Annotated in this window: 22 protein-coding genes; 4 read left to right on the plus strand and 18 right to left on the minus strand. The window is 31.5% G+C overall.

From position 1 onward, the window contains the following. Positions 1 to 3: 3 nt before the first annotated feature. From FH779_RS16955 to FH779_RS16980, 6 genes are all read right to left on the minus strand, one after another. Positions 4 to 453, minus strand: coding sequence for a hypothetical protein (locus tag FH779_RS16955; protein WP_180905537.1), 450 nt, complete (start codon positions 451 to 453; stop codon positions 4 to 6). Positions 454 to 524: 71 nt separating this feature from the next. Next, positions 525 to 3,209, minus strand: a complete 2,685-nt coding sequence (locus tag FH779_RS16960) for a reprolysin-like metallopeptidase (protein ID WP_180905538.1) — start codon at positions 3,207 to 3,209, stop codon at positions 525 to 527. A gap of 440 nt (positions 3,210 to 3,649) precedes the next feature. Then, the gene (locus tag FH779_RS16965; RefSeq protein ID WP_180905539.1) at positions 3,650 to 4,699 is read right to left on the minus strand and encodes an alkaline phosphatase family protein; all 1,050 of its coding nucleotides are present in this window, start codon (positions 4,697 to 4,699) and stop codon (positions 3,650 to 3,652) included. 57 nt (positions 4,700 to 4,756) lie between these two features. After that, positions 4,757 to 5,761 (minus strand): glycosyltransferase family 9 protein, encoded by a 1,005-nt coding sequence (locus tag FH779_RS16970; protein ID WP_180905540.1) that lies wholly within the window; start codon positions 5,759 to 5,761, stop codon positions 4,757 to 4,759. After that, complete coding sequence (locus tag FH779_RS16975) at positions 5,742 to 7,592, minus strand: monovalent cation:proton antiporter-2 (CPA2) family protein (RefSeq protein WP_180905541.1); 1,851 nt, start codon at positions 7,590 to 7,592, stop codon at positions 5,742 to 5,744. Before FH779_RS16975 ends, FH779_RS16970 begins: the two co-directional genes overlap by 20 nt. Positions 7,593 to 7,621: 29 nt before the next feature. Beyond that, a complete protein-coding gene (locus tag FH779_RS16980) occupies positions 7,622 to 8,050 on the minus strand; it encodes a SufE family protein (RefSeq protein WP_038336207.1) in 429 nt (142 codons plus the stop codon). 111 nt (positions 8,051 to 8,161) lie between these two features. Here FH779_RS16980 and FH779_RS16985 point away from each other — a divergent pair, with 111 nt between their 5' ends. Together FH779_RS16985 and FH779_RS16990 are read left to right on the plus strand one after the other, a co-directional pair. Continuing rightward, positions 8,162 to 9,034, plus strand: a complete 873-nt coding sequence (locus FH779_RS16985) for a diacylglycerol/lipid kinase family protein (protein ID WP_180905542.1) — start codon at positions 8,162 to 8,164, stop codon at positions 9,032 to 9,034. Between the two features lie 145 nt (positions 9,035 to 9,179). Further along, positions 9,180 to 10,133 (plus strand): 2-hydroxyacid dehydrogenase, encoded by a 954-nt coding sequence (locus FH779_RS16990; protein ID WP_180905543.1) that lies wholly within the window; start codon positions 9,180 to 9,182, stop codon positions 10,131 to 10,133. 20 nt (positions 10,134 to 10,153) lie between these two features. Here FH779_RS16990 and FH779_RS16995 read toward each other — a convergent pair whose 3' ends face one another. Next, positions 10,154 to 10,867, minus strand: coding sequence for a class I SAM-dependent methyltransferase (locus tag FH779_RS16995; RefSeq protein WP_180905544.1), 714 nt, complete (start codon positions 10,865 to 10,867; stop codon positions 10,154 to 10,156). Between the two features lie 336 nt (positions 10,868 to 11,203). Here FH779_RS16995 and FH779_RS17000 point away from each other — a divergent pair, with 336 nt between their 5' ends. Together FH779_RS17000 and FH779_RS17005 are read left to right on the plus strand one after the other, a co-directional pair. After that, the gene (locus FH779_RS17000; RefSeq protein WP_038336213.1) at positions 11,204 to 11,917 is read left to right on the plus strand and encodes a pirin family protein; all 714 of its coding nucleotides are present in this window, start codon (positions 11,204 to 11,206) and stop codon (positions 11,915 to 11,917) included. A 154-nt stretch (positions 11,918 to 12,071) separates the two neighbouring features. After that, entirely contained in the window at positions 12,072 to 13,163 is a 1,092-nt protein-coding gene (locus FH779_RS17005) for a hypothetical protein (protein ID WP_038336214.1), read from the plus strand. A 71-nt stretch (positions 13,164 to 13,234) separates the two neighbouring features. Here the strand turns inward: FH779_RS17005 and FH779_RS17010 are convergent, their stop codons facing one another. From FH779_RS17010 to FH779_RS17060, 11 genes are all read right to left on the minus strand, one after another. Beyond that, a complete protein-coding gene (locus tag FH779_RS17010; protein WP_038336216.1) occupies positions 13,235 to 13,936 on the minus strand; it encodes an OmpA family protein in 702 nt (233 codons plus the stop codon). A gap of 26 nt (positions 13,937 to 13,962) precedes the next feature. Further along, positions 13,963 to 14,478 (minus strand): lipocalin family protein, encoded by a 516-nt coding sequence (locus FH779_RS17015; protein ID WP_038336217.1) that lies wholly within the window; start codon positions 14,476 to 14,478, stop codon positions 13,963 to 13,965. A 126-nt stretch (positions 14,479 to 14,604) separates the two neighbouring features. Next, entirely contained in the window at positions 14,605 to 15,498 is an 894-nt protein-coding gene (locus FH779_RS17020) for a class I SAM-dependent methyltransferase (protein ID WP_180905545.1), read from the minus strand. Position 15,499: 1 nt separating this feature from the next. Then, positions 15,500 to 17,371, minus strand: coding sequence for a tRNA uridine-5-carboxymethylaminomethyl(34) synthesis enzyme MnmG (gene mnmG, locus FH779_RS17025; RefSeq protein ID WP_180905546.1), 1,872 nt, complete (start codon positions 17,369 to 17,371; stop codon positions 15,500 to 15,502). Between the two features lie 53 nt (positions 17,372 to 17,424). Beyond that, entirely contained in the window at positions 17,425 to 17,850 is a 426-nt protein-coding gene (ybeY, locus tag FH779_RS17030) for an rRNA maturation RNase YbeY (protein WP_038336219.1), read from the minus strand. A gap of 4 nt (positions 17,851 to 17,854) precedes the next feature. After that, positions 17,855 to 20,020, minus strand: coding sequence for a patatin-like phospholipase family protein (locus FH779_RS17035; protein WP_244957986.1), 2,166 nt, complete (start codon positions 20,018 to 20,020; stop codon positions 17,855 to 17,857). 101 nt (positions 20,021 to 20,121) lie between these two features. Next, a complete protein-coding gene (locus tag FH779_RS17040; protein ID WP_180905548.1) occupies positions 20,122 to 20,400 on the minus strand; it encodes a DUF7683 domain-containing protein in 279 nt (92 codons plus the stop codon). Positions 20,401 to 20,456: 56 nt separating this feature from the next. After that, positions 20,457 to 22,922, minus strand: a complete 2,466-nt coding sequence (locus FH779_RS17045) for a bifunctional UDP-N-acetylmuramoyl-tripeptide:D-alanyl-D-alanine ligase/alanine racemase (RefSeq protein WP_180905549.1) — start codon at positions 22,920 to 22,922, stop codon at positions 20,457 to 20,459. Beyond that, entirely contained in the window at positions 22,909 to 23,505 is a 597-nt protein-coding gene (locus FH779_RS17050; protein WP_180905550.1) for a thymidine kinase, read from the minus strand. Before FH779_RS17050 ends, FH779_RS17045 begins: the two co-directional genes overlap by 14 nt. A 126-nt stretch (positions 23,506 to 23,631) precedes the next feature. Continuing rightward, on the minus strand, positions 23,632 to 24,279 hold the full coding sequence (locus FH779_RS17055) for a DUF6266 family protein (protein WP_180905551.1): 648 nt from the start codon (positions 24,277 to 24,279) through the stop codon (positions 23,632 to 23,634). Between the two features lie 257 nt (positions 24,280 to 24,536). Then, a complete protein-coding gene (locus FH779_RS17060; protein ID WP_038336224.1) occupies positions 24,537 to 24,809 on the minus strand; it encodes a helix-turn-helix transcriptional regulator in 273 nt (90 codons plus the stop codon). Positions 24,810 to 25,925: the final 1,116 nt, after the last annotated feature.

Genomic DNA, 25,925 nt, shown 5'->3' on the forward strand with positions numbered 1-25,925 from the left:
AATTTAGTTACAAATAGATGTTTCTATTTTAGGGATTTTATATAATTTTAATACTCTATTTTTATTACTAATATTCATAGTTGTATTGTGTAATTTGGTAGAAACCTTGATACATTCTTTATTTTGAATAATTTTATCCAACGCAATGTCTGTAAATTCTATATCTTCAGATAATTTCTTATTGATAACGAGAATACTATTTTCTTCAAAATCTATTTTAGGAATAGGAATTCCGGGAAACCTGGTTAAGTTTAATTGTTTATAAATTTTTGTAAAATCTTGTATGTCAGTTATAATTTCTATTTCTTGATCTGTTTGTACTGAATTTTCTTTGAGCATTAAAATTAATTCATATTGAATTTCTTTTTGTTGAAAATTTTGTTGTTTAGTGTTTACAGAACAAGATAATAAATTAAGAACTATCAATATTGGTAAAAAAAATATTTTTCTCATAGCTAAATATGATAAAAAATTCCAACTGAAATTTATTTTCAGTTGGATTTAAGTTGTTTGGTTAAAAATTATTATTTAATGATGATTTTGTTAGTTTGTTGTTGTTTTCCATCATCAGTTTTTACAATATAAACTCCTTTAGGTAAATGTCCTACTTCTACTTTTATCTCATTAGAGAAGTTTGTTGTGTAATCTTTGCTATATACAGATTGTCCTATAATGTTTAAAATATTTACATTTACTTTTGATGCACCAGCACTTAAACGAATGTAGAAATTTCCATTACTTGGATTAGGATAAACTTTTACTTCATTATTCGCTTGAATGTTAGAAATACTTAATTTTTCAGATTTTATTGTACAAAATTCAACACTTAATTTGTTAACTGTTCCTTGGTTAGAAGGTGATATATCTGCTAATCTAAAATAATATGTTCCATTTGCTGGTTCATTATAATACTTCGCTAAATCTGTTCCAATAGCTGTGATTTTTGCACCTGCTACACCACAGTTTTCGAAAGTGTTTCCTCCATAGCTATTGTATTCATAAGTCATATTTGGCTTTCCTGAACAATTCGCATAATTCAAGAATTGATATCCTTTATCAACATTTTCTTTTCCCATCAAAAAAGCAAGTTCACCTTGGTTTGCGTGTGTAATATCTGTGTGGATAGAGAAATTTTCAATATTTCCATTATAATTGTCAATTGTAAGAGCTGGTAAATTTAGAATTCCTGCATTTTGCCCTGTCATATCAGGTATTGTTAATGGAGAAGAAATTACATCATATGTTTTACATACCAATTCTATTGATCTATTAACAGCAACGTTAGGACTTGCTGCATAGAATATATTATCTACAGCTTCTACAATAATATTTGCTTTAGATGTCTCAGTTCCTTCAGGAATTGTTACAATTGCAGAACCTGTGTTAGGTACATTACTTGCTAATATTGTATATGCATCTTCTATTGTGTTAACATTCGCTTCAAAATTAAGTAATTTAATAGCTACATTTTTGACATTAATATTACCACTGTCTGTTCCTGCGACGTCCCATTTCACTTCAAAAGGAGTTCCTGCTTTTATAGATTGATTAAGGTCAATATTTGTAATTTTAAAAGGTCCTTCTTCTTTTACAGAAACTTTTACTTTCTCAGATGCGATTTGTCCTTTAAGCTTCGACGTGCCAAAATCTATCAGATCTCTTGCTTGTAATGTAAAATTCATATCTCTTGCAATATCAGATACTGTATTCCAAGTAGAATATAACTGTCCCTCTGCAACATTTAATATTGGTGGGAAATAAGCTATTGGTGAACTTTGATGTTGATAAACTCTAAAGTTTGCTCCTTCTGTGTTGTTTCTGCTTGTATCAACCCAATTACCTGTATATTTTCCTAATAAAGGGTCTGATTGTTCCCAAGAATTTGAAATAAGAAAATCAGGACTTTCTGCATCAGATACTGTTCCTTTTAACTTAAATGCTGTTCCTTTAGGAATATTATATTCGCTTTTTTCTACTGTAACTACAGGAGGTGTATTATTATTAGGTGTAAAAACACCACAAGAAGTTGTTGCTAAATAATCATTAATTTGTTTAAGATTATGGTGATTAAACTGAGAAACAAAATCAGGTACAACATCATGAGTTCCAGTAACACCTGGGTATCCCATTACAGTAACGCCACTTCCTGTTTCTACATTAGCTCCAGTTTCCTCTGCTCTTGCGTGAACGTGATTTGCTCCAAATTGATGACCTAACTCATGTGCAACTATCATAGCCGCCTTGTACGCTGAATGACCTACATTTCCTGCGTAAGTAGAACCTTTTACACTATTATTACAAACACTTCCTATTAATCCTGCTTTACCGCCATTTGTTTTTCCTGTCAAAACAATCCCTACGTCATAATTTGCAGAACCTATTTTGTCGTCTAATATTTTTTGGGTCAAATCATTTAAGTTTGTTACTTCTATTCCCAGAAAATTGAAAAAATAATATTTATCATCTTCTTTTGTTAGAATAGAAAGTTCATCTGTACCATCAACTAATTCTAATTCTATGGCTAAATCTATACCATATACAAAATTCACAACATTAAGAACATTTGCGATAGCTAGCATAGAAGTTTCTTTAGTAGGTATTTCACCTTCTGCTACTTGAGATTTATTAAAATCAAAATCTGTAACTACACCTATTTTATATTTTCTTACTCCTAGAGGATTGTTGTTGCTAGAGTTAGCTGTTTTTGCTGCTAAGAATGTTTTTAAATTCTCTTCAGAACCACACTCAAAATTTCCTAAAATACTACTTTCCTTAGATGTTAGAATTTCGTAATTTCCATTCTTTTTTTCAATAGAATAATTATTGTTAGGAGAAAGAACTAATGCTGTTACTCCTTTAGAAGGAGAATAAGATAAAACAATTTTGTCTTGAGAATTATCTGAAGAATATCCTACATAAGTTTTGATGTTAGGATATTTTGCTTGTAATTCTGGAGATAATACCTGATTTTCAACAATAGTAAAAGTTTTTTGCGTTTTGTTCAAACCAGGGATGCTTACTTCGAAAGATTTCGATTTGTTTTGTAACGTACCTTGTAGTTGAGTTTCTAATCTTGATAGATTTACGGTTTTGATTTTGCTTGTAGGAAAACCTGCCGTTAAAACTTCATTTAGAGAATTACTTTGTGCATTTGCATTTGTGTAAAATAGTCCGAAGACTAAGCTTGTAGCGAGTAATTTTTTTTTCATTTTTAATGTTTTAATGTTTATCTAAATTAAGATTAAAAATTATAAAAAAAATAGTGAGGTATTAATTTAGAGAATAAACCTATGTAGTTGATTTAAAATGAATAAAATTTACACAAAGGTTCTTAATTAAGAAAATATTAACATAAAATTCGGTTACTCAACATAATTTTATTAGCTACTTTTTTCTCTCTTTTAAAAGATTTGTTTGTTGGTAATTACAAAATCAATTAAAAAAGATAGAATATTAAAAAATCGTTTACAATTTTCACAAGAAATTTATCTTCTTTTTCTGATTTTTCGATTTTAGAATTCTTTCGATGTTTTTTTATCGTTTATTTGAAAACGTGAAGATTCATTATTAATACTTCATTTAACATTTAATTTTAGGAATGCTAAAAGAAGTATTAATACTAATTTATCTTTCTGTATTTATATTTTCCTTATAGTAATGATTTACCAGAATCCTTATAATTCCATGTTTTTACTTTCATTAAATCAGCAATTGTAGAGGCAATTTGATTGAGATAAGTTTGTTTTTGTTTGAAATTTTTAGGATTAATTCCGTTTCCAATCAGCAAAATAAATCCTTCGTCAGAACCTTTTACTTCATCATTGTGATCAGTCCACTCGTTTCCATTTCCACGCCCGTGATCAGTTGTTATAATAATAGTTGTTTGATCTTTATAGAATGGATCGCTTTGGACATAATTCCATAATTCTTCAATCATACGATCGTTGCGGTTTATCGAAGTGATATATTGATCGTAATCTTCATCATGTCCGTAATCATCAGCTTCTCCATAACCTATAAAAAGTAATTTAGGTTTCTGATTTTTCATGGCTTCTAAGGCAAATTCGTGCGTAAAAATATCAAATCTAGTTCCCCACCATTGTTTTGGCGTTTCTAACTGAAAACGTTCGATAAGCAATTCTCGTTCAGATTTATTTTGATTAAAACTATTTTGATATCCAGCATTTACAAACAATTTAGAACGCTCTTGATTGAAAATATTAGTATACATTCTCCAGCTTCCAAAAGCCATTACTTTATTGTTTAAATTCTTTTGCTGATTTGCAATTTCAAAAACTGAAACATTAGGATTCGGAATATCTTTGTTATTTTTAATTCGCTCATCATCAGATTTTCCTGTAATTATTTCGTTGTATCCAGGATAAGACCATAATCTTTTGTTGGTAAGATTAACAAAATTTTGTTCATCACGATTTCCTAAAATAACTCCTTTTTCTTTAATTGTTTTCCATGTAAATGGCATCAATAATTCGCGACGTTTTATAGAATCTTCTGTCCAATATTTTTCATTAGTTTGAACAATAAGTGAGTTGTATTTTTTATCATTTAAAATTGATTTTTCAACTCCACGAAAAACTTCTTTCCAACGAACACCATCCAACGTAACCAAAATAACTTTCGGTTCTTGAGCAAATAAAAAATTTGAGAAGAAGGCAAGAATAAGAAATGTATACTTCATGTGATTTTAATTTCTTATAAAAATAGGAAAAGCATCGATATGATGCTTTTAAAAATATTATTTTTCTAACTTATCAACGATTTGTTGATAAACTTCTTCGGCGCTCAAATTTTGAAAATAATCATAGTTTTTAAACTTTTTTGGATCTTTTCCGAAGATAGAAGTCGGACGAATTTTCATCGATTCGTCTTGTATCACATCATTCATAGATTGTCCATATCCCAAAAATCCGGCAAACGGATGCGTTCCACCCCAAATAGAAATCGTGCGCGTTCCCATCAACGAAGCTAAATGCATATTTGCGCTATCCATAGAAATCATTACTTCTAATTTAGCAATTGCTTGTAATTCTTCTTCAAAAGAGATGGTTCCAGCTAAAGATTTGATGTTTGGATTGAAATTTTCCCATGTTTTTAATTCATCAATTTCAGGTTTTCCACCGCCAAACAAATAAATTTTGTACCCATTTTCAGTTAATTTCTTCGCTACGATTTTCATCTTTTCTATTGGATACATTTTACTTGTAAAGGCTGCAAAAGGAGCAATTCCAATTGATTTTGGTTCCTTAATCGATTTTGGTTCGATTTTATGCTTTAAATCGACGTTAAAACCAAGTTGACGTAAAACATCAGCATAGCGTTCAGTTGTTAATTTTAATTGCTTAAAAACGCGATTTTTTTGATTGATTAAAGCTCTTTTCTCTGTACGACCTTTGTCTAAAGTAGCGGTTCTTGTTCCATTAAGTTGAAACAATGTTGTAATTACTTTTGATCGGATTACATTATGAAAATCAGCAACATAATTAAAATTATATTGTTTTAATTCTTTGTATAATTTGAACAAGCTAAAAAAGCTTTTGTATTTTTTGTTCAAATCAACTGAAATAAATTTGATTTGAGGAAATTGCTTGAAAATATTTCCCATAAAAGGACGCGAAGCAACATAAACTTCGACATTAGGATTTTGTTCAATAAACTCTTGTAAAACAGGAGCAATCATTGTGACATCGCCCAAAGCAGAAAAACGTAAAACTAATAGTTTTTTATGATTCGTTTTCTCCATTATTCCTATTGTTAATTTCTTTTGCAACCATTTTCATTTGCTTTTCAAATTCTTGCTTAGATGCTTCAAAATATTGATCAGAATTTTCGGCATGTTTTGCAATTTTACGTAACGACTTTCGGTCACTTTTTATGAAAATTTCACCAATTTTAGATGCTTCTTCATGAGAAAAACCGTATTTTATTAAGATTTGTCTACCAACGTAAACAGATGAGAAAAAGTTTTCTCGATAAACTTCGTCTATACCATCTTTCAAATAATTATACGCATAACTACGATTTTTTGCACGAACAATAATTTCTAAATTCGGAAAGTTTTTACGAACAATATAAACTAATTTTTGATTAATTTCTGGAGGATCCAAAGCAGCTACAAAATATTTTGCATGTTCAGCACCAGCCGATTTTAGTAAGTTAACATTTGTTGCATCACCATAAAATACATTAAAACCTTGTTTGCGCATTTTCTCTACACGCTCGCTATCGTTATCCAAAACAATTGATTTTATTCCAGTACTTTTCAATACACGGCTAATTGTATTTCCAAAATCTCCAAAACCTGCGATGATAATTTGTCCATCAGCTGAATTTGGATTTATTTTATCGTTTTCAATGATTGTTTTTACTTTTGTTTTTACACCAAAATATTTTAGAATTAATTTCTCATTCAATACTAAAAGTAAAGGCGTAATCACCATTGTAATAGCTGTTGTTGCTAACATCAGATCGTACCATTCTTTGTTTAGAATATCTAAATTTCGAGTCAATGATAAGATAACAAAAGCAAATTCTCCGACTTGCGATAAAAGTAAAATGAACAGCCATTTTTGATCAAAATCAAATTTATGTTTGATTCCAATAAACCATAAAACTAATGATTTTATTAACATTATTCCAAATGTTAATCCAAGAATCATAAAAGGTTTATCTGCAATTAATTTGAAGTTAATCGTCGATCCAACCGCAATAAAAAAGATTCCTAATAATAATGATTTGAACGGCTCTATATCACTTTCTAATTGATGTTTGTATTCGTTATTCGCCAAAACAACACCTGCTATAAATGCTCCTAAAGCAGGAGAAATTCCAACTTTTTGCATCAAAATTGAAACTCCAATCACTAAAAGTAGGGCAGAAGCGGTGTAAATTTCTCGAACTTGTAATTGTCCAACATACTTAAAATAAGGTGTAATAATGTACTTTGCAATTACGTAAATAAATGTAATTGCACCAACAATAACTAAGGTTTTCATGAATGCTGGTCCACCAACTAACAAACTTTTAGAATCATCTCCAATGGATTGAATCAAAGAATCTCCGACTAAAAGTGGAATAATTGCCAAGATTGGAATTACCATAATATCTTGAAATAACAAAACAGAAAAAGTTGATTTTCCAATGCTTGTTTTGGTCAATCCTTTCTCGCTAAGTGTTTGCATAATAATGGCTGTTGAAGACATGGTTATTGCAAAAGCTATAGAAACAGCCAAAGAAAAATCCATTTTCAAGGCAAACATTCCGACTAAAGTTGCAATAATTATCGTCCCCAAAACTTGCATTCCACCAAGGTTGATGATTTTATTTTTCATCTTCCAGAATTCCTTTGGATCAAGTTCTAATCCGACCAAAAAAAGCATCATTACTACACCAAATTCTGTGGCGTGCATAATGTCTGTTCCGTCATTGCCAACAAATTTCAGCACATAAGGTCCAATTAAAACTCCTGCAATTAAGTAACCTAAAACTGAACCCATTCCTAATTTTTTGGAAATAGGAACGCAGATTACAGCGGAAAAAAGAAAAATAAATGCTTGGCCTAAAAAGTCGTTCATTATTTTATAAGGTTGATTAGATGATGCGTCTAACTATTATTTTGTTTTGATTGAAATGCAATCGCATAAAATTTGAATTGTTTTATCATCGCCAATAATCCGTTTGCACGTGTTGGAGATAAAAATTCTGATAAACCAATTTCGTTGATAAAATCTGTATCCGATTCTAAAATATCTTTTGGCGTTTGATGATTGTACATTCTCACCAATAATGCCGCAATTCCTTTTGGTAAAATAGCATTAGAATCAGCTTTAAATTCGATAGTATCACCGTCCAATTCTGCATCTAACCAAACAGAAGATTGACAACCTTTGATGATTTTATCATCTGTTTTTGCTTCTTCTGGTAAAGTATTTAAGCTTTTTCCTAACTCGATCAAATATTCGTAGCGTTGTTCCCAATCTTCAAAAAATGAGAATTCGTCTACTATTTCGTTTTGAATTTCTTTAATTTTCATACTACAAAGTTAGAAAGTTTTTGATAGTTTTTCCTCAAAAAAAGACGTTAAATAGCTCGATTCTTTTAGATTTCTTATTTTTGTGTTTTGATAAATTTCAATTCCCAAAAAATGAAGTACACTTTCATTGTTAATCCAAATTCTGGAAACGCAAAACACGATATTTCGCTCGATTTTTTACAATCAAAATTTGATTCTTCAGATGAAATCGTTTTGAAAGAAACTGCTTATCAATTTCATGCAAAAGAATTGGTGAAGGAGGCGATTGCTGAAAATTCGGATGTGATTGTTGCGTGCGGTGGTGATGGGACAATCAATGAAGTGGCGAGTGCTTTGGTGAAAAAAAATATTCCATTGGGAATAATTCCTGCCGGATCTGGAAATGGTTTGGCAACAAATCTTAATATTCCGAAAGATCCTAACAAAGCGATTGAAATTATCAAATCAAATGCAGTTCATACGATTGATGTTGGTAGAGTAGAGAACAAGTTTTTTTTTAGTAATCTTGGTTTTGGGATTGATGCAGAAGTTATCAAAACGTATGAAGAAAATCAAAAGCGTACGATTACTGGTTATGTTGATGCATCTGTGAAAACATTGTTGAATTATAAATCGAAATTATTTCGTCTTTATATAGATGATGTAATTATCGAGAAGAGTTTTTATTATCTTTTCTGTTCTAATTCTAACATTGCTGGTTACGGGATCTCTTTTACACCAAAAGCTGATTTGTCTGATGGAGAATTGGATTTATTGATGATAGAAGATTTAGATGTTTTCGAGCAGTTTTATTTTTCGGTATTGGTTTTAGCCAAAAAGATTGATTTTTTGAACAAAGCAAAGTATCGAAAAGTTAAGAAATTTAAGATTGAAAGTTTAGATCATAATCCGATTACGTATCAGCTTGATGGAGAGATTCATAAAACCGATTCACTTCAAGTAAAAGTTAAGGTATTACCAAATGCTTTAAAAATCATTTTTTAAACCTTAATTATCTATTTAATTAACAATATAAATTGTACATTTTCAATTAATTAAAATGTTATTAACGATTTGTTTGTAACCAATTTCATCATCAATTTATTTATTAATCTTCGCATTCGTTGTAACTTTGATTAAAATTTTTGCAATGAATACGCCTTATAAAATTTTAGCAATCGATTCTAATCATGAATGTCTGAATAATGGACTTCGCGAAGTAGGTTTTATTGTTGATGAAGATTATACTTCGCCCAAAGAAATCATCGAACAAAAGATCAATGAATATGATGGAATGATTGTAAGGAGTAGATTTCCAATTGATAAAGATTTTTTGGCAAAAGCAACGAATTTAAAGTTTATTGGTAGAGTAGGGGCAGGCTTGGAGAATATTGACGAAGAGTTTGCTGCCGAAAATAACATTGTTTTATTTAATTCTCCCGAAGGAAACCGTGATTCTGTTGGTGAACATGCGATTGGTATGTTGTTGATGTTGATGCATCATTTGCGTAGAGCTGATAACGAAGTTCGTAATGGAATTTGGAAACGCGAAGAAAATCGTGGTGATGAGTTGAAAGAAAAAACGGTTGGGATTATTGGTTATGGAAATATGGGAAACGCTTTTGCGAGACGTCTGCAAGGTTTTGAAGTCAATGTAATTTGTTATGATATTTTGCTAAACAAAGGAGATGAATTTGCAAAACAAGTTACGTTAGAAGAGTTTTTTGAGCAAGCTGATGTTGTGAGTTTACATACGCCGCAAACGCCAGAAACTATGCAAATGATTAATGCAGAATTTATTTCTAACTTCAAAAAACCATTTTATTTTGTGAATACAGCTCGTGGAAAATCTGTTGTAACAAAAGATTTGGTTGAAGCAATGAAAACTGGAAAAGTTTTGGGGGCTGCTTTAGATGTTTTAGAATTCGAAAAATCGAGTTTCGAGAAATTAGTTGCATCTGAATTACCAGAAGAATTTCAGTATTTAATTCAAGCAGATAATGTTGTTTTAGCCCCACATATTGCTGGTTGGACGCATCAAAGTAAAGTGAAATTAGCAGAATTTATTCGTGATAAAATAATAGATTGGAAGGATAATCAATAATAACTAAAGCTTAGAATTATCTAAGCTTTTTTTGCTCCATAAATTCCAGAAGCGCATCCAAAAAAGTATTCTTTGTATTGAACATTTAAATTATTTTTCTTAAAAATCGCTTCTACTTTTTTACATGATTCAAATTTTTTGGTGTACAACCATAACATTTTATAATCATCTGGATTTTCCAAAAATAGTTTGCCAAGAATAGGAATTATTTTACCTAAGTAAAAAGAATATAAGAAATAGAGTATACTATTTTGAGGTTTTGATATTTCTATAAATGTAAATTGTCCTTCTTTTTTTAACATTCGATAAACTTGTTTCGCTAATAAATCAATTTGAGATTCATTGAAAGTTTTCAAACCAAAAGCACACGTGATAATATCAAATTCTTCTGATTTTAATTCATTTTTTAAAATATCATCTTGAAAGATTTCTATCTTATTTTGGAAAATTATTTTACCTTTTTTTCTTGATTTCTCAACCATTTCTTCTGAAAAATCTAAGGCATAAAATTCTGCGTTTGGAAATCTATTTTTTAAATAAGACCAATTTTCGCCTAATCCTGATAGTAAATCAATTACTTTAATTTTCGATTCTTTTTTATTTAATGCTTTGATAAATTGTTTTCTCCAAATAATTGAAAAACCAAAAGAAGTTATATAGTTCATTCTTTCGTATGAATTTGACATTTTATTAAAGAGTTTTTTTACAAAGGTTGGATCGTAAATATCATTCATATCGATTAGTTTTAACTAAAAAGGTTCCGAAATTTCGGAACCTTTTTTCATTTTGTAAGTTTTTTGTAAACTTTATACAAAATAACTGCTACTATAATAACAAGAACGATTTGGAGTAGAATCCAAAGTATAACATTAAATGTCGATTCGCCTGAAATTGATAGCATATATATGTCTCATGTGTTAACTGAATGCTAAAATATAAATTATTTTTAACATTTTATTAATAATTTAAAAAAAGTTTTATTCTTCATCTTGGTGTGTTAATTGATAACTTATCACATATCAATAGATAAGTTTTTTTTGCACCATAAATTTGTATAAAAATAAATTACTATGAATTACCAAATATTTAAATCAGAATCAAGAGGAGGAGGAAATCACGGATGGTTAAACTCTAAACATTCTTATAGTTTTGCGAATTATTACGATCCAGCACGTATTCATTTTGGTGCTTTGCGCGTTGTAAATGATGATATAATTACTGGAGGAATGGGATTTGGAAAACATCCTCATGATAATATGGAAATTATTACAATTCCTACAAAAGGAGGAATTTCGCACGAAGATTCAATGGGAACAGGTTCTGTAATTGAGTCTGGAGATGTACAAGTAATGAGTGCAGGTACAGGAGTTTTTCATAGCGAAATGAATGCTTATGAAAATCAAGAAGGACACTTTTTTCAGATTTGGATTATTCCAAATAAAATGAATGTTGAGCCTCGTTATCAACAAATTTCTGTTCGTGATGTAGCAAAAGAGAATGAATTATACCAAGTTCTTTCTCCAAATGCAGATGATCAAGGAGTTTGGATTCATCAAGATGCGTGGATTTTCTTAGGAAATTATACAGAAGATAAACAAGAAACATACAAAGTACAAAAAGAAGGAAATGGTGTTTTCTTTATGGTTGTGGAAGGAGAAGTTGAATTTGACGGAAACAAATTAGGACGTAGAGATGTCATCGAAATCAAGGATACTAACGAGTTCTCGTTTAATGTAGCCAAAGATTCTCGCTTGATGTTAATCGAAGTTCCTATGGATATTTAGAAATTTTTTCAAGTTTTAGTTGTTTTATATATAGAGCAGATTTCAGAAATGGAGTCTGCTTTTTTTGTTAAAAAAAATAGCATTTTCAATACAAGTATTTAGTATATTTACTGCTTATATAACTTTAACTCAAAACGTACTTAATCTAAACTATATGAAACGTTTATTCATCATTGCTTCTTTCGCTTTAATGATTATCAGTTGTAAAAATGATAACATTGAAATTGATTCTACATCTGTACAAACTTTTAGTGAAACAGTAGACAAAATTTCGAAGGCTTTGCCTGTTATGCAACAAGATAAATTTAAGGAAGCTCTGCAAATTATTTTCGAGTATAACACAAGTCAATCAATGGATAATGAAGCGCGTTGGGGAATTGTGCGTACGTTGTTGGATGGAAAAACGGTAGATGAAGTTTTTGATATTGCAGAAAAAGTTGCGTTACAAAATAAATTTACATGGAATAGAAATCAAGTTCCTTTGGTGAATGGAATTCCAAAACCAGGTGCAACCGAAACTGTAGAAACTCCTGCTGAACCAACTTCTAATGTGCAACGTTTTGATTTTAGTTTAAAACAAGATGATACAGGAATCTCAATTTCGCCATTCTTTTATAATGCGCAAGGTGAGGAAATTCAATTGGATCAAGCTGTAACGGCAACGATAGAAGTGTTTAATTCAGGTAATATTGTGTATACATTTCGTTCTACAATCGATCCAAATTCGATGGATGATTTGTACAGAAAGAATGCCATTAATATTAAATATTCATCTTTAGATCCATCAAAATTGAAGAATGATCGTTTGGACATTTTGGTTCGAATTCCGAATTCTGAACGTTATTTAACGAATCGTAAAGCAGTAAAAGTTCCGTTGAATTTAGTTGGAGCTTCTGAAGTTGTAGATTCTGCCGCGGTTGAAAGTACGCCTGCACATGTGAGTAAAGAAGCAGGAATGGTAAAATCTCTTTCTAATCGTTTTATGACGAATTTATCAAAGAAAAATTACTCTGGCGCTTTTGCATTGACAAGAAGTGGAGAGTGGAACACGTTCCAAAAATTTTCTTCTGATGATGTGGTGAAGAATTTAGAACAAGCAACAATTAATGATGCAAAAGTTTTGGATGCGGATGAAAAAGTAGCTTTGGTAGAAGTGCAAGCGAACTTAAAAGATCAATCATCTAAGACGTATCAAGTGACTTTAGAAAAGATCAATAATAAATGGTTTGTGGTTAATTTTAAATAATTCTCAAACTTATTAAACATAAAAAAAGCGTTCAGATTCTGAACGCTTTTCTTGTTTTATATTGAAATGAATTATTGTCCGTTAGCTTCTTTAGCAGCGTCCGCTTTCATTTTTTCGTTTGCAGTAATCGCAATTTCTACACGACGGTTTTGAGCACGTCCTTCTGCAGTTGTATTATCAGCAATTGGCTCTTCTAAACCTTTTCCTTTCGATGTTAAACGAGAAGAAGCAATCCCTTTAGAAACTAAATAATCTTTTACAGATTGTGCACGTTTTTGAGATAATGGTAAATTATAACCTTGAGAACCTACGTTATCAGTGTGCCCAACGATTAATAAATCTGTATCAGGATATTCATTGAAAACTTCTACTAATTTATCTAAGTTAGATTTAGCAACAGCAGTTAAAGAAGCTTTGTTGTAATCAAAAGTAACTTTAGAGTTTTCATCTAAAATTAAGTTAATCCCTTCTTCCGTTCTTACAACTTCTGCACCTGGTAAAACTTGCTCAATTTTTTGCGCTTGTTTATCCATGTTGTTACCAATAACACCACCAGCAGCTCCACCTACAGCAGCACCAATTACAGCACCTAAAGCAGTGTTACCACCTTTACCGATATTATTACCTAAGATTCCTCCAATAACACCACCAGCTACAGCACCAATACCAGCACCTTTTTGTGTATTATTTGCATTTTGTACAGCTGTACAAGAAGACATCATAAATGATCCTCCTAATACAATTGCGGCTATTTTAGTATTTATTTTTTTCATAATTTCTAAGTTTTTTAAATTGTTGATTAACGTACGAAGTTATAAATCACTTGAGCAATTTTTCCGTTTGCATTGATATCTTGTACCAATTTCATCGAATTTGCATCAACATAATCTACACGCATTTTATATCCTGCTGTATTTTGTTTCGCTTTGATTCCTGTAACATCTTTGAAGATGAAATAAGTTGTAGAACCATCTTGTTGTAAATCCCAAATAATGTTAGCCGTTCCTGAAGGACAATCTCCACCTGCATTATTGAAAGTGTAAGTTCCTTTTTTGTTGTTTTGAACCAAGTTCCAAGTAGAACCTTCATAACATTCTGGATTTGCTGTGTCAAAAACTTTCGCAACTGCATCAGTAATTTTTACATTACCTTGTACCTCGTTTGTTGTTAAACCTTGGTAGTCTACATTTGTCAAAGTCCATGCACCTCTTACTTCTTTACCTGTTTGTATTTCTTGTTTTGCAACGGTTGTAGATGCACAAGAAGTTAAAAATGCTGAAGCGCATATCCCAAATAATAAAATACTTTTTTTCATAGCTATTTATTTTATCTATTATTAATCTTAAAAAACGGCTTTTATAAATTAGATTTAATAAAGTTTTAGAAAAAAAACGATTCCTAATACGTCTGATTAGATAATCATTCTTTAAAAACGCTTATTTTAATTTTCAGCTTTAATAATATAGATTAAAGACGAATATTGACCTGTTTTTTTAGCTTGAGTATTAGACTTCAAACCAATTCTAAGCGCATTGATAAAACCTAACTTATTACCTTTATATTTTTCAGATAGTAGACTCACATAAAATGAATCTAATTTCATCGGGTGGATAGATTCAATTTTCATACCAAAGTTGCTAAATAACTTTCGCATGCTGGTTTCTGTGAAATGCCATAAATGACGAGGTACATCATAAGCCGCCCAATGTTCACCATAATATTTAGCATCATACGATTGGTGGTTTGGTACAGCTATTACTAAGATACCACTTTTTGTTAAATGTTTCTTTAGTTCTGTAATTATTTCTTTCAGATTAGGGATATGTTCTAAAACATGCCACAAGGTAATCACATCATACTTTTCTGTATTCTGTTCTAATTCTGTAGAAGTAACTTTTTCGATTCCAACTTTTGATTGCGCAATTCGTCTTGCCGAATCATTTGGTTCCATTCCCAAAACATCGTAACCATTTTTTTGAAGATGCTCTAAAAAATCTCCAACGCCACAACCATAATCTAGAATTTTTTTACCAGTACCAACTTTATTAATCAATTCTAATTTATTATTTAGATTGATTGATTTTGCCATTTGATAAAAACGTTCGAAAATAGATTTCTTTCCATCGGTATGGGAAATGTAATTTTTACTTTCGTAATACTTTCCTAAATTTTCGATAGGCTGGGGGAGAGTATACAAAACTTCGGTTTCTGAATCTTCGTAAATCTCGAACTTTTCTCCTGTTAAAAAATAATCTTTTAAATCTAATTTCTTAATACCAGAAAATCCTTCTTTTGAAGGATTTTCTTGAGATGTTTCACGTGGAACATTTTCCATATTATCTTCCCATGTAAATTAATAATACACTTATGTCTGCTGGCGACACACCACTAATTCTTGATGCTTGCGCTACCGTTGCAGGTTTTATTTTTGTTAATTTTTGACGAGCTTCTATCGACATCGAACCAAAAACATGATAATCTATATCAGCTGGAATTTTTAGATTTTCCAAACGATGCAATTTATCTGCATTCTGTTGTTCTTTCTTAATATAACCTTTGTATTTGATCTGAATTTCTGTTTGCTCTAATTCTTCTTGATCGTATTCATTCGTTTCAATAAATTCTTTCACACGATTCAATTTTGTGAAGTCAGAAAGCTTTAATTCAGGACGAGAAATAACCGAAATCATTTTGTTTGGTTGTTTCAAAGGTGTTCCTTCACGCTCTTCAATTACATCATTTATCTCTTGTGGCTTGATAGAATTTTCTTCGAAATAATTAACAAGCTTTTCAGCTTTATCAAATTTTTCTTCCATTCTTCTCAAGCGATCTTCTGAGGCTAAACCAAGTTCAAAACTTTTTCGTGTTAAACGTTCATCTGCATTATCTTGTCTCAATAAGATACGATATTCTGCACGAGACGTAAACATACGATAAGGTTCTTCTGTACCTTTTGTAATTAAATCGTCGATTAAAACTCCTATATATGCTTCGTTACGATTTAAGATAAATGGATCTTTTCCTTTAATTTTTAACACAGCATTTATACCCGCCATCAAGCCTTGAGAAGCAGCTTCTTCATAACCTGTTGTTCCGTTAATTTGTCCAGCACAATATAAATTATCAATTAGTTTAGTTTCTAACGTATGTTTTAATTGTGTCGGTGGGAAATAATCGTATTCGATGGCATATCCAGGACGCAAAATTTTTGCATTTTCAAAACCAGGAACAGAACGTAAAGCTCTTGCTTGAATATCATCAGGCAAAGAAGTTGAGAATCCATTTATGTAGAATTCCATTGTGTGCCAACCTTCCGGTTCTGCAAAAATTTGATGACGATCTTTGTCTGCAAAACGATTAATTTTATCTTCGATAGATGGACAATATCTTGGTCCAGTCGATTTAATTGTTCCGTTAAACATTGGAGAACGATCAAAACCTTCGCGCAATAAATCGTGAACTTCTTGATTTGTATAGGTAATCCAACAAGAACGTTGTTTTGTTAATTTTGGCGTATTTGTGTAAGAGAATTTCGAAGGATTTTCATCACCTGGTTGTTCAACCATTTTCGTATAATCGATAGAACGACCATCTACACGAGGAGGAGTTCCTGTTTTCATTCTTCCAGCTTCGAAACCTAAATCAACCAATTGTTCCGTAATTCCAAAAGCAGCAGATTCTCCCATGCGTCCACCTCCAAATTGTTTTTCTCCGATATGAATCAAACCATTCAAGAAAGTACCATTTGTAAGAACAACAGATTTAGAACGAATTTTCATTCCCATTGCTGTAATTACTCCACAAACTTTACCATTTTCAATGATTAAATTTTTAACCATATCTTGAAAGAAGTCAACATTCTCTGTTCTCTCTAAAGATAAACGCCATTCTTCTGCAAAACGCATACGATCTGATTGTGCACGTGGAGACCACATTGCAGGACCTTTTGATTGATTCAGCATCTTGAATTGAATCGCAGTTTTGTCGGTAATAATACCAGAGTATCCACCTAAAGCGTCAATCTCGCGAACAATTTGTCCTTTTGCTATTCCACCCATAGCAGGATTACAAGACATTTGTCCGATTGTTTGTAAGTTCATTGTAACAAGAAGCGTTTTTGCTCCTAAATTGGCTGCTGCCGCTGTTGCTTCTGCACCTGCGTGACCACCACCAACTACAATTACATCATATTCTGATTGAAATATCATTTGATTGTAAACTTATTTTTCTTGTTAAAATAATAAATGTTCCACGTGGAACATTATTGATTTAGATAGCTACTAAATGTTTCTAAATATTGATTTTCTTTAGCAGTCATCAATTCTTTGTCATCTGGTTCTTTGTCCATATAACCAGCAAAATGTAATATTCCGTGGATAACAACACGAGCCAATTCGTTCTCAAAAGAAACACCATTTTGCTCTGCATTATCTTTGATTCGTTCGACGCTAATAAAAATATCACCCATCAATTCGTCTTCAATAGAATTATCGAACCCGATAACATCTGTGTAATAATCGTGGTCTAAATATTGTCGATTAATTTGAAGTAAGTATTCATCATCACAGAAAATATAGTTTAAATCTTCTAATGTTTTCCCTTCATTCTTCATACTCTCTACGATCCAATCTATCCAAGTTTGAGCATCTTTTAGCTCAAAATCTGTTTCGTAAAATAATTCTATCATTGTTCTAAAACCAGTAACCTAAACTTAAATTAAATAATCCTTTTTTTGTGTAAGGCGAATAACTCCAAATGAAATTTAAAGGTCCTAATGGACTATCGTAGCCATAGGTAACGCCATACCCAAGATATTTGTAATCTGTTAAACTTAATTGCTCAAATCTATCTGTGATATTTGCAATATTCATAAATACACTTGTGTAATGATTTTTCAAAATTCGAGCTTGTATATGAGAGCCAAACAGCAATTGATTGTCGCCAATCGCAGAGCCAAAAGGAAGCCCATAAAACTTGGTATAATTGAAAAAATCTTGTTCAACATAACCTCCGATATAAAACTTCTGAGGCAACGTTACATTATCGTTGAAAAAGGTTCCAAAGTTAGCAGTAAATCTGTAACTTAGGAAATTATTTAACGGAAAATTTGCCTCTAAATTCGATTCTAACAAATAGTTATTTTCAAACCCAGCTACATTAGAATCAAACAAATACTTGAAACTTCCATCAAATTTTAAACCACTCCGTGCAAAATTTGCATTATTTCGATTATCTGCTTTGACATACCCATACGCTTTCCAATAATAACCTTCGGATTTTGCAGGAAATTCGTCATTAGATGTAATATAATTATTCGTGAATACTTTCGCATATTGATGCTCTAATCCAACGCCAATCGCAAACTTTTCTTTGATCGTCGATTGAATGTAGAGTTGATTGATGTATTCTCTAAAGTTGTAATTTACTTTTTTGTAGATATTATCTGGACCGAATAAGTTTCTCAAATCAATTTCTTTGTCAAAATAATGCGAAAAAGAGTTGAAACCAATGCTTGGAAAATAACCATTATCAATGAAGAAATTGATGTTATATCGCGCATAATCTCCAACCACAACATCAGCAGATAGCACCGAGTTTTTGACAAATAAATTCTTTGAAGTGAAGTTTAAAAGTAATCCTGTTTTGAATAAATCATCGTAATGTAATCCAAAACGGATTGATTGTTTGGTCTTATTTTCTTGAACTTTTAACGTCAATAAATTCTCTTCATCGTTAATTTCTGAGATTTTATACGTGATATTATTGAAGTTTCCAGAAGCATACAATTTCGAAATTCCAGCTTTTAAATCATCATATTTTATAATTTCAGGAGTACGAATCCCTAGCTTACCTTCGATGTAATTTGTGTTGAAGTTTTTCAATCCTTCTACTTCAATTTCTTTCACTAAAACATAATCATCAAGTTTAATTTCGTTTCGAGTTTTGTTTGAAGCATGCTGTTTTTTTGCAATTTCTTTGAGTTGATCATATACTTTTTCTGATGCAATAAGTCCGCGATTGTAAATAGAATCTACTTCATCAAAACTTGTCACAGCATATTCTTTTAGCTCTGGTTTAATCAATAAATCAACTAGTTTTTTCTGTTCGTCCGTTTTTTTAACGATACTCATCGTCATAATTTGACTCAAAATATCAATAGCAGAATTTAGATCATCACGTTTTTGTAAACCATCACCCAATTCGACACCGATAATAATATCAGCCCCCATATCTTTCACTTCTTTCACAGGGAAATTGTTGACAACGCCGCCATCAACATATATTTTACCATCAATTGCGACAGGATCTAACATGGTTGGATAAGCGCCCGAAGCCAAAATAACGCGAGGTAAAAAGCCTGAACGAAAGACTTTTTCTTCTCCAGTTTCGAGATCGGTTCCGATACAAACAAAAGGTGTCGGAAGTTTATTGAAATCATCAATATCATGAACTGGACGTAACAAATAAGTCAATAAATCAAGTGGACCTTGCCCTTTTGAGATGGCATTTGGAATCGTTAATTTGAACTTATCAAAAGGTAATTCTAAGATGTATTTTTCTTTGTATGCTTTCTCGAAAAAAGGAATTTCTGCACGGTCTTTATTTTGCGTAATTAACGAAGAAATATCCAACTGATGCATGATTTTCTCAAGTTCGTCAGGTGTATATCCAGCAGCATATAATCCGCCGATAATCGCGCCCATACTTGTACCTCCGATGTAATCAATTTTGATTCCTGCTTCTTCTATCTTCTTCAAAGCGCCAACATGTGCATAACCTTTTGCGCCGCCACCACTCAATACAACACCCACTTTTAGACGCGTTGAATCGTTCTTCGTTTCTTGTGCAAAGGTCATGGTTGAAATAATGAAAATGAAAGCAAAAAGACTGCGCATAAATTGATCTAAATTGAGGAATAAAGATAACAATTTTGAATCTAAGTTGTAGAATTGTTTAACTATTCTACATTATTTTCATAACAACTTAAATAATATGAAAACTTCGAAAAGTTGGGAGAAAAAGCTTTATTTACTTTTAGAAAAGGCTTTAGTTTTTCTATTTGTGAAACAGAAAGTGGATATGAATCATAAATTTCTGTTGGATAATCATCCTCATTTAAGATAAAATCATTTAAATAAAAAAGAATCTGTTCAGATGTTATTTCTAATTCGAATTCATTGTTCAGAGAATCGTTAGAGTTACTATACTCTTCAATTAATCTAATTATTTTATCCATTTATTTTTTTTAAAAATACAAAAAAAGAGCTACTTTTCAGTAACTCTTTTAGTATATTATTCTTTGTAATAAACGCGTTTTATACGTTGGGAAACCGAAGTTAAGACTTCATAAGGAATTGTTCCTAACCATTCGGTGACGTCGGCTAAAGTAGGTGAGTTTCCAAAAATAGTTACTTCATCACCTTCTTTACATGGAATATCGGTTACATCAACCATCATCATATCCATACAAATAGTTCCGGTAATTGTAGCCAAATGTCCGTTAATCCCCACTTTTCCTTTTCCGTAACCAAGTGAACGACGAATTCCGTCTGCATAACCAACAGGTAAAGTTGCAATTTTGGTATGACGCTCGGCTGTAAAACGGCGACCGTAACTTACAGTTTCGCCTTTTTCTATTTCTGAAATTTGAGAAATAACTGTTTTGAAACGCACAACAGGTTTCAAATATTTCTCCATAAAATCGGTATATTCTGAGTAGCCATACATCCCGATTCCTAAGCGAACCATGTCATATTGATGCTCTCCATACGCTACAATTCCAGGAGAATTTAATGCATGTTTGATTGGTTTTATGTTTAACGCAGTTGTAATTGCTGCATAACTGTTATCAAAACGATTCAATTGGTATCTCGCATAATTTTCCTCCTCAGGCATATCAGCAGTTGCTAAATGCGTGAAAATTGAACGAACATAGACATGCGAATTATCTTTTAGAATGGCGATTAACTCTTCGAAATCATCTTCGTGAAAACCAAGACGATTCATTCCTGTTTCCATTTTTAGGTGAATTGGATAAGGCGAAGAAATCTGTTTTTCTTGTAGTTTTTGAATGAATAGTTTCAAGACGCGCAAGCTATAGATCTCTGGCTCTAATTGATAATCGATAACCGTTGAATAACTACTTTGCTCCGGATTCATCACGATGATTGGAATCGTAATTCCAGCTTCGCGCAATTCTTTTCCTTCGTCTGCAATTGCTACGCCCAAGAAATCGACACCGTTATTTTGTAAGGTATTTGCGACCTCAAAACTTCCTGTTCCATAACTATTCGCTTTTACCATACACATCAATTTTGTGGTAGGTTTTAACAACGAACGGTACACATTTATATTCTCGATTAGGTGTTGCAAATTAATTTCGAGAACAGAATCGTTGGAACGTGTTTCTAATTCATTCGAGATTTTTTCTAATTTGAACGGACGAGCACCTTTTAATAAAATAGCTTCGTTGTCTACATTTTGATGTTTGAATTGTTCTAAGAATTCTTCAGTCGAATTGAATGAACGAACATAGGATTCGAATAAATGTTTGAACTGAGAAATTTTTTCTCCAATCAAAACTATCTCATCAAAATGATAAGGGTTGACTAAATCGGCTGCTTGTTGATATAAATCTTGATCAGATAAGTTACTTTGTAAAATATCCGTCAATACTAACGATTTTTTATCGCGCGGTTGTTGATTTAGTACATTTAAACCAATTTTTAATGAATTTAGATCAGAATTGAAGGTATCATTAATTAAAATTGAATGATTAATCGCTTCTTTAATTTCCAAACGCATTTCGATTGGTAGGAGTTGACTAAATTCGTTTTTAAGTTGTTTGTAATCAATATTTAAACTGATTAAAGTCGTTAAGCAAATTAAACTATTTTTAATCGAAGCATCATCGATAAAAGGAATCGAATAGGTGAATTCTTCTTGATTATGTAAAATAGAAATTTGTGTATTAGTCTGATTACTTTGTATTTGCTTGATTTGTACAGTGGCAGAATTGGAGTAACCATAAGTGTATTTATCTATTTGTGCTAAATGAGCGTTTTCAAAAATGGCTTGATGGACTTTTTCATTTTCGATATTGAAAACTAATTTATCAACATGAGAAAATAGTTTCAGTTTTTCCTGAATCAATTCATCTTGATTTTTGAAATTCTCTAAATGCGCTTCTCCGATTTTTGTTAACACACCAATTGTTGGTTGAATAATTTCTTCGAGATTTTGCATTTCATTTGGCATCGAAATTCCAGCTTCGAAAATACCCAAATCGTTTTTCTCCTCCATTTGCAAAACAGAAAGTGCTGCTCCGAATTGAGAATTGTAACTTTTTGGACTACGAACAATCGAGAATTTTTTCCATAACAATTGATTCAACCATTCTTTGACAATCGTTTTTCCATTGGAACCAGTGATTCCGATGACAGGAAAATGAAATTGTTTGCGATGAATTTTTGCCCAATTTTGTAAAGCAAGTAGCGGATTCTCGACCTCGATAAAATTTGCATGAGGCAAATTCGTCAACGCTTTTTCCACGACAAAATTTCGAATTCCTCTTTGATAAGCATCTTGCAAATACAGATGCCCGTCTTTTTGGTTTCCGTGAAAAGCAAAGAAAATTCCGTGAGTTGGATTGACAATCATGCGCGAATCAAAGAAAATTTGATCGATGATTTCGTCTCCATTTCCAATCAAAGTACCGTTGATGATACTTGCAATTTGATTTAGATTATAAGTTTTCAACTTTGTGTTTGTTATGTTCTTCCCAGAAAGCAATTCGGCTTAATGGTTCGTATTCTAGTACTTCGCCAAGTTCTACAAGGCGATCACTGTCAATTTTTCGGTGTGAATAATTGGCTAAATTTCCTGTACGAACGCAGATTGCATGCACTTTTGTTACATACTCGGCAGTTGCCATTAAATTGGGCATAGGACCAAAAGGACGACCTTTGAAATCCATATCCAATCCAGCAACTATAACGCGTTTGCCTTCGTTTGCCAACTGATTAGCTACGTCTACAATACCGTCATCAAAAAATTGTGCTTCATCAATTCCTACCACATCGCAATCATCAGCCAATAATAGAATTGCCGAAGAATACTCAACTGGCGTTGATGTAATAGAATTTTGATTGTGGGAAACGACTTCACGGTCTGCATAACGTGTATCTACCGTAGGTTTGAAGATTTCGACACGTTGCTTGGCAAATTCGGCACGTTTTAGACGGCGTATAAGTTCTTCGGTTTTACCAGAAAACATTGAGCCACAGATGACTTCTATCCATCCACTTTTTTTGTTATGATTAAAGGTATTTTCGAGGAACATAGTTCAAATAATTTAGATTAAAATGTGAGAACAAATTTACGGAATAAATTAGATGAAAGAAGTAAAAAGTAGATTAAAGCTCATCTTGAAACTTTAGATGAGCTTTAGTGTAGATGTATAGCGCGCTTAACTTACTTTTATTTTGCCTATATAGGCTGAATTTGATGCAAATAAGTTGTCTGCATTTACAAATGCTATCCATACATGTAGCTCTTTGTCTTGGTAGCGAGGTAATAATGTAAATTCGTGTGATAAATCTGCACGAATACTTGTTGTTTGAAAAAATAGTGTCCCAACATTTAGATCATTATCTTCTGCTAATAAGGCTACCATGTAGTCTGTTTCGGCAATGGTTCCTGATGCATTGTCCGCCCAATCTATTACAATAGTAAGTGGTGTAGGAGAACTAATGGCTAGTGGTTGAGGATCGATTCCTTTTCCTTTGGAAAATTGGATTTGGTGATAGTTAGGAATGATTTCTAAGTTTTCCATATCGCATTGAAATGCATTGATTACGTTACTCATCGCAGCGTTGTAAGTAGATCGTAGACCTACTTTTGTGCCAAAGAAAGCCTTAACGTATTCCCTGTAACTGGCAATAAAGAGTACGGCTTTGTTGAACCGATCTTTGATTAAGGCTTGTTTTGGAGATGGAGCTTTGGTTGATTTTTTAGGACGAATACGAGATATTTCGTATCCGTTGACATTTGCAATTACAATACGTCCTGTACGACCTGATGTACCTGAAATGATGCTGTCAATAACTTTACCCATAATTTTGTGTTTTTTAGTTAAACTTGGTTTTAATTGTTATAGTGAATTTAGGTCAGGAATTGACATCTTTTTATAAGTTGCAATGAAATGGAATGATTTGGAAGGGTGTGTACTGTTTTGATTAGTGTTGTACTTTTCTGCGGCGTCTGTTCGGTTGTTCTTCGGTTATGTGCCGTAACGCTTCGGTGTTTGTTCGGTGTTTGTGTGGTTGTGATGAAGAAATTGGGCAGAAAAAAAGAGCCTTGATAGGCTCTTGGTTATTTGATTAATTGTTTGAGGATTGCTTCGTATACCTCGTGTCGGAAATAAACGTTGCGTCCAAAGTAATTGTATGCTTTTAAGATTTTCTTTTTCCTATAATTGTATAATGTGCTTTTACAAATTTTTAGGTATTGTAGCACATCCCTTTCTTCCATTAGGTATAAATCTAAAGAACTAATGTTACCATCTTCGAATGCTTGTTGCATTTTGTTGATTTCTTCAATTAATTGTTGAAACCAATTTACTGAGTTTAATGGTTGACTCTTCATAGTACAAGTTGTAAGACTTATATAAAATTAATCTATTATCTTATTGATTTTACATAAGAAGTGAATTGTCCCCCCAATTGTCCCCCTTAAAAATAATAATACTTGTGTGTTTTTATTGATTACGGAAGTGGTTTGTTGTAGCTTTTGAATAAATGACCATATAGTTACATAGAAATAGATGAGTCTTTGATTTTAGAAATCAGTAGTTTGCTCATCGTTTTTTCATCTTTGATGAAGGTTAGTACTTGTTTAAACTTTTGAATAAAATAACCACATAGATACATAGAAATTGATGAATTTTTGATTTTAGTAATCAGTAGTTTATCATAGTTTATCATCTTTGATGAAAGTTATTGTATATTTATTTTACTTATCTTAGTGAGGAAAGGGATAGGAGGTGTTGAGTATGATGTGAGTGTGGTTGAGCTTATGGAAATTGTAAAATATAAGGATGGAATACAATGTTAATATATAAAAATAATTATGAAATTTCGATTTAACTTTTTAATATTCTCGGTATTTTTTTATTCGATAATTGCCTTAATCTATGTATTAAATTATGAACCATTTTTATTAACGAGAGTTGTTCTTCCTCTAATTTTTATTTTTCTTTTTTTATATAGAAATAAATTCACTTGGATTTTTTTAATTATTCTATTAGTTTCAAGTATAATAACATATACTTTACAATGTAATTATCCTATATCGAACTATCTTTACGGATATATGTGTAGGAGAAGACCTCTTGAAGTTTATATTTATCTATCTAAATATATTCCTCTAGATGTAACTACTTATTTTTATAAAATGATATATTTAGGATATTTATTTTTAGCTTTAATAATTTTAAATCTAAGAAAATATAAAAATATATATGGTTTTAGGTAAAAAAGATATTCCTGTAAATGAGATTATTTTAAATTAAAACTAATAACTTGTTTATACTTTTAAATATAATCACCACATAGATACATAGAAATTGATGAATTTTTGATTTTAGTAATCAGTAGTTTATCATAGTTTATCATCTTTGATGAAGGTTATTGTAGATTTATTTTATTTATCTTAGTGAGGATAGGGATAGGAGGTGTACCTAAATGGAAAAAAGAGAAGTAT

The sequence above is a fragment of the Empedobacter falsenii genome, assembly GCF_013488205.1.
Taxonomy (GTDB): Bacteria; Bacteroidota; Bacteroidia; order Flavobacteriales; family Weeksellaceae; genus Empedobacter; species Empedobacter falsenii_C.